The sequence below is a fragment of the Cupriavidus sp. 96C5-1 genome (assembly GCF_057798855.1).
Genome location: NZ_JBYOJU010000104.1, coordinates 1 through 5,437 on the forward strand (window position 1 = coordinate 1; position 5,437 = coordinate 5,437).

Below are 5,437 nucleotides of genomic sequence, written 5' to 3' on the forward strand. Positions count from 1 at the left end.
TTCGAGACCAGGACGTTGATAGGCTGGGTGTGGAAGCGCAGTAATGCGTTAAGCTAACCAGTACTAATTGCCCGTAAGGCTTGATCCTATAACCAGTGTGTTTCTCCTGGTTGAGTATCGCGTGCCACAGGCCGATACGCACAACCAACTACTACATCCCTATTCGCTGCGTTGACCGAGTCAACGCGGCACACCGTTTATGCCTGGTGACCATAGCGAGTTGGAACCACCCCTTCCCATCCCGAACAGGACCGTGAAACGACTCCACGCCGATGATAGTGCGGATACCCGTGTGAAAGTAGGTAATCGCCAGGCTCTCCCTTGAAACCCCTCAGTACGAAAGTACTGGGGGGTTTTGCTATTTGGTTTCGCTTTTCCTCCGCATCGCTTCCAACGCTCCCGAAACCATCGGTCGGGAAGGGAGCTCTCCAACTCTGCTACAATCCGCCCCCCGCTCGCTAGCCCGGCGGGACTTTTTTTTGCAGTATGCAGTCAGCCAGCGAGAGGGTATGTCGCAGATTGTGGTGGAGGGATTGTCGAAAATTTATCGCGTCGGCGAGCGCAAGTCGGGCCTGCTCGGCATGTTTCATCGCCGCTGGCGCGAAATCGAAGCGCTCAAGGACGTCAGTTTTTCCCTCGAACGAGGTGAGTTGCTCGGTTTCATCGGCCCCAACGGCGCCGGCAAGTCAACGACCATCAAAATTCTCTCGGGTATCCTGCGTCCGTCGTCCGGCAAGGTCTTGATCGATGGGCGGAATCCGTTCGATGATCGCATCCGGCACGTGGCCGGCATCGGTGCCGTCTTTGGTCAGCGGAGCCAATTGTGGTGGGATCTTCCGGTAATTGATGGCTTCAACCTGCTTCGCGATATCTATCGGGTCGACGAGCCGGCGTATCGGCGCAACCGTGATGAACTCGTTGGCATGCTCAAGCTGGAGCGATTACTTGAGCAACCGGTGCGTCAGTTGTCACTCGGCCAACGGATGCGCGCGGAAATTGCTGCCGCACTATTGCATGCGCCGCCCATCCTTTTTCTCGATGAGCCCACGATCGGACTCGATGCGCCATCGAAACTCGCGGTGCGCGAGTTCGTGAAGACGCTGAATCGGGAGCGCGGTGTCACCGTGTTGCTGACAACGCACGATATGCACGACATCGAAGCGCTCGCGCAACGTGTGCTTGTGATCGGACACGGCCGGGTACTTGCGGATCAGTCGTTCGATGCCCTTCGCGCCAGCGTGTTCGCGGATCGTCGCCTGGTCATCGATTTTGCCGGCGATGCACCGGCGCTCGCGATCGACGGGACCACCGTCCGCCGACATGAGGGACAGACGATCGAATTGGCATTTGATCCCCGCGTCGTCGGTGCGCCTGCGTTGATTGCCCGAATCGCGGGTGGGCATGACGTCGACGATATTCGCGTCGAGCAGCCGGCGATCGAGGAAGTCATCGCGCGCTTCTATGACCTGCACGGCGCAAACGAGGCTTGAGACGATGGATGTTTTTCATCCCTATTGGGCGGCGTTCAACGCGCGTTTCCGGATCATGATGCAGTACCGCGCAGCCGCCGTCGCGGGGTTCGTCACGCAATGCTGGTGGGGCGGCATCAAGGTCATGATCTATGCCGCGTTCTATCAGCACTCCGCGCAGGCGAATCTCCCCATTGGACTTGGCCAGGCGATTACGTACACGTGGCTCGCGCAGGCGTTGTTCGTGTTGCAACCGTGGAGCGGCGATCCCGAAATCGCCGCCGCCGTGCGCACCGGCGGGATCGGATACGACCGGCTGCGTCCCGTCGATACCTACGCCTGGTGGTTCGTCCGGGCGGTGGCGTGGATGATTGCACGCGCCTTGCCCCGCGCCGGGCTGATGTTCGCCGCGGCTGCCGTGTTGATGCCGTTGGTCGGATTGCAGGCCTGGTCATGGCAGTTGCCGGCGGAGCCGGTACAAGGCGTACTGTTCGCGGTTTCGTTGCTGTGGATGATCCTGCTTTGTGCGGCGTTTACCGTGCTGATCAACGTCTGCGTGGCGAAGACGCTCACGGATCGGGGCGTCAACACACTGGCCACCGCGTTCGTGATCCTGTTCTCGGGCAACCTGATTCCGCTCAGCTTCTTTCCCGATTGGGCCCAACCGGCGCTGGTGATGCAGCCGTTCGCCGGCATGCTCGATATTCCCGCGCGTATCTATATCGGTGCGCTCGGCGGCGGCGAAGCCTGGGCGGGGATCGCGGTGCAAGCGTTCTGGACGCTGGCATTCATCGCGATCGGCCGGGCCTGGATGCGCTCGGTGATGGCGCGTCTCGAAATGCAGGGAGGGTGAAACCGTGAACGCACTCTCGCTGCTACGCAGCTATTTCGTGACCTCGATCCGTACCCAGCTGGAATATCCGGGGTCGAGTCTCTTGCTTGGTTTCGGATCGTTCTTGACGATGATCATTGAACTTGCTGCCATATGGGCGCTGTTCGACAGGTTCGGGAATGTTCAGGGCTGGCAATTCGGCGATATCGCTTTCTTCTTCGGCATGGTCAGCATCAGCTTCTCGATTGCCGATTTCCTGAGCCGCGGATTCGATGTGTTCGGCACCGCCTTCGTCAAGACCGGTGACTTTGACCGTCTGCTGTTGCGGCCGCGCGCAGCAGCCTTGCAGTTGATCGGCTATGACTTTCGATTGCGGGTCTTGGGGCGCCTGCTGCAAGGCGTGGTGGTGCTTGCCGTCGCCACGCGCGCGCTCGATTTCCATTGGACCCCTTACGCCGCGGGGCTGTCGTTGTGGACCGTCGCCGGTGGCGTCGCGCTGTTCTTCGGATTGATGGTGCTGCAAGCCACGTTGTCGTTCTGGACCGTCGAGAGTCTGGAGATCGTCAACGTGGTGACTTATGGCGGCGTGCAGGCGGCACAGTACCCGTTGAGTCTCTACACGCAATGGTTCCGGAACCTGCTGATTTTCGTGGTGCCGATCGGTTGCGTGGCGTACTTTCCGGTGCTGGCGATTCTCGGGAAACCGGACCCGCTCGGCGCGCCCGATTGGCTCCTGCCGATCGCACCCGCCGCTGGTTTCGTTTTCCTTGCGCTCAGTTTCTGCGCCTGGCGCTTCGGCGTGAGCCGCTACGTGTCCAGCGGCAGCTAGCGCGCGGCCAGGCTCGCCACGGGATACCGGTTTGCGATCGCGGCGCCCCCGCCTGCCTACATCCGGTACACCACCCCGACCCAGGCGCTGCGCGGCGCGCCGGGCGCGACGAACAGGGCGCTGGCATTGTCTTCCGGCGTCACGTGCGGGCGCAGCAGGTTGCCGTTGGGGAACAGGTCGTTGGAGATCTGGCCGTAGGTCTCGTAGCGCCGGTCGAACACATTGGCCACGCGCGCGTAGATCTCGAAGTGCTTGTTCACGCGGTAGGACGCCCGCAGGTTCACCGTCATATACCCCGGCGTGCTCCAGTCCGCGTACTTCGGCGCCTTGCCGGGCTGCGGGTCGGCGCGCAGCCCGTCTTCGTTGCCGCTGGTGACGCTGCTGGACACGCCCACCAGGTCGGCCCCCAGCGTCAGCCCGGCCAGCGCCCGCCAGTCCACGCCCAGCTTGATGGTGTGCCGCGGCACGCCCGCCATGCGCATGCCTGGCTTGACGTCGATGGTGCGCTCGCCCACCGCGAGCTGGCCGTTGGCCTGGTAGGTGGCCTGCAGGTAGCTGTAGCCCAGCCGCAGCGTGAAGTCGCCCAGGCGCTGCCGCGCGGACAGGTCGAAGCCCTGGTTGCGGGTGCGCTCGAAGTTGGCGAAGTAGCCTTGCTGGGTGTTGGGCGCGCGCAGGAACAGGATGTCGTCGTGGTTGTCGATGCGGTAGAGCGTGCCGGAGACCTCGGTGTCCTTCGACGGCCGCCAGCGCGCGCCGGCTTCATAGGAGTGCGAGACCACCTGCTTCAGGTAGGGGTCGGCCTGCAGGCCGGCGGGCAGGCGGCAGGGCTGGGCCGGATCGGCGCAGCCCAGCTCCAGCACCGTTGGCACCCGGTTGTTCTGGGCGTAGCCGCCGAACACCGAGACCCCGCCGCCGAGCTTCTGGGTGAGGCCCAGCGCGGGATTGAGCCGGCGGTAGGTGAAGCTCTCCCGCGGCTGCTCGGTGCCGTCGCTGTTGCGCAGCGTATTGCTGACGGTGACGTGATTCCATCTGGCCGAACCGGTCAGGAAGGTGGAGGGCGTGAGGGCCCAGGTGTCGGACAGGTAGGCGCCGATGGCGCGCGAGGTGCCGGTGACGCCGGAGAACAGTTCGACTGGCGCGTTGGGGTCGGCGAGGACGCCGCGGTCGCCGGTGAAGGTGGCGAGCTGCTCGTACTGCGAATAGGTCAGGCGGCTGCGGTCGAAGGTCAGGCCGGCGTTGAGCAGGTGGTGATCGGTTTCCTTGGCCGCGCTGAGCGCCATGCCGATGGATTGCTGCCACATATGGGTGGTGTTGAGCACCGCCGGGTCCAGCGCGGCGCCCTCGGCGCGGGTGAAGCCGCAGCGGGCCTTGCGCGGGCTGCCGTCGGCCTTGAAGCCATCCTCGCAGTCTTCCGAATAGGCATCGTAGTCGGGGTTGATATCGCCGTTGGTGGTATCGCGCCGGCTGGTGCGCACGTAGGCGAGCAGCGCGGCGCTGGTCTTGTCGTCGAACCAGTGGCGGCCGTTGAGGGCCACCTGGGTGACCTGGTTGCGGGTCTTGTCGGGGTAGGTGTACGCGGCGGCGGGGTTGCTCTCGTAGAGGCCGGGCAGCAGGGCGTTGCCGCTGGCGCGGTAGCTCGGCACCAGGCCGTTGCCGATCAGGGTGCTGCGCCCGTGCAGCAGGGAGAGGTCCCAGCTGTCGGTGTCGGTGGCATGGCCGGCCTTGAGGAAGAGGTTGCCGAGCCGGCCTTCGGCGTGATCGCGCCAGCCCTGCTCCTGGAACAGGGTGGCGGCGGCGAAGGCGTGCCAGCCGCTGTCGCTGCGCACGCCGCCGGACAGGTCGGCGCGCTTGCGGTTGCCGCTGCCGTAGGACAGGTCGGCGGTGAAGCCGGGGGAGGTGAGGCCGGAGCGGGTGGTCATGGCGAGGGCGCCGCCGAGGGTGTTGAGGCCGTAGGCGGGGTTGGCGCTGGAGACCAGCGAGACGCTTTCCAGGGCGGCTTCGGGAATCATGTCCCAGCTCACCACGTCGCCGAAGGGCTCGTTGACGCGGATGCCGTCCAGGTAGACCGACAGGCCCTGGGAAGCGCCGGGGATGGAGGAGGCGCGAAAGCCGCGGTAGGTGAGGTCGGTCTGGAAGGGGCTGCCCTGGATGTCGTTGACGTTGACGCCGGTGAGGTTGCGCGCGAGGTATTCGGCGAGGTTGCCGGAGCGCGGGCCGTTGAGTTCGTCGCCGCGCACGGTCTGCACGGTGTAGGGCACGAGATCGCGGTCCACGCCGATGCCGGGCAGCGGGGCGGCGGCCACCACC

4 protein-coding genes and 2 rRNA genes are annotated in these 5,437 nt (G+C 64.5%); 5 read left to right on the forward strand and 1 reads right to left on the reverse strand.

All coding sequences use genetic code 11. From position 1 onward, the window contains the following. The 5 genes from AC3FOF_RS44320 to AC3FOF_RS44340 form a co-directional block, all read left to right on the forward strand. A 23S ribosomal RNA gene (locus tag AC3FOF_RS44320) occupies window positions 1-88 on the forward strand; the annotation flags it as partial. A 114-nt stretch (window positions 89-202) separates the two neighbouring features. Then, a 5S ribosomal RNA gene (gene rrf / locus AC3FOF_RS44325) occupies window positions 203-315 on the forward strand. A gap of 194 nt (window positions 316-509) precedes the next feature. Then, window positions 510-1,490: an ABC transporter ATP-binding protein gene (locus AC3FOF_RS44330; RefSeq protein ID WP_276265646.1), complete on the forward strand. Its 981-nt coding sequence runs from the start codon at window positions 510-512 to the stop codon at window positions 1,488-1,490. After that, a complete protein-coding gene (locus AC3FOF_RS44335; protein ID WP_276265645.1) occupies window positions 1,462-2,322 on the forward strand; it encodes an ABC transporter permease in 861 nt (286 codons plus the stop codon). The genes AC3FOF_RS44330 and AC3FOF_RS44335 overlap by 29 nt, the downstream gene beginning before the upstream one ends. A 4-nt stretch (window positions 2,323-2,326) precedes the next feature. Continuing rightward, the gene (locus tag AC3FOF_RS44340; protein WP_276265644.1) at window positions 2,327-3,130 is read left to right on the forward strand and encodes an ABC transporter permease; all 804 of its coding nucleotides are present in this window, start codon (window positions 2,327-2,329) and stop codon (window positions 3,128-3,130) included. A 56-nt stretch (window positions 3,131-3,186) separates the two neighbouring features. On the opposite strand, the gene AC3FOF_RS44345 is transcribed toward AC3FOF_RS44340, so the two are convergent. Next, the coding region (locus tag AC3FOF_RS44345) for a TonB-dependent receptor (protein ID WP_488730288.1) at window positions 3,187-5,437 on the reverse strand (2,251 nt) is incomplete at its 5' end.

Coding starts and splice junctions, on each gene's coding strand:
- AC3FOF_RS44335 (WP_276265645.1), top strand. CDS start 1,462: ATGACCTGCACGGCGCAAACGAGGCTTGAGACGATGGATGTTTTTCAT.
- AC3FOF_RS44330 (WP_276265646.1), top strand. CDS start 510: ATGTCGCAGATTGTGGTGGAGGGATTGTCGAAAATTTATCGCGTCGGC.